The sequence below is a fragment of the Aliamphritea spongicola genome, assembly GCF_017051665.1.
GTDB lineage: Bacteria > Pseudomonadota > Gammaproteobacteria > Pseudomonadales > Balneatricaceae > Amphritea > Amphritea spongicola.
The window spans coordinates 1-281 of sequence record NZ_JAFIDL010000134.1; the positions used below are offsets into that span (position 1 = coordinate 1).

Annotated in this window: 1 pseudogene; it reads left to right on the plus strand. The window is 69.4% G+C overall.

Annotated elements, in window-relative coordinates:
* Nucleotides 1–281: pseudogene (locus JYB63_RS23050) on the plus strand (NADP-dependent phosphogluconate dehydrogenase); the annotation flags it as partial.

Consider the following 281-nt stretch of genomic DNA (forward strand, 5'->3'; position numbering starts at 1 on the left):
GCGCCGCCTGGAAGTGATCCTCGACGCCGCCGGCCAGAAGGGCACGGGCAAGTGGACGGTGATCTCCTCGATGGAGGTGGCCCAGCCCACGACCCTCGTCGCCGAGGCGGTGTACGCCCGGATCGTGTCGGCCTTGAAGGAGGCCCGGGTCCGCGCCGCCGGGGTGCTGGCCGGTCCCGGCGGACGCATCGAAGACGTCGACGGCTTCGTCGACGACATCGAGCAGGCCCTGTACGCCTCGAAGATCGTCTCCTACGCCCAGGGCTTCATGCTGATGAAGG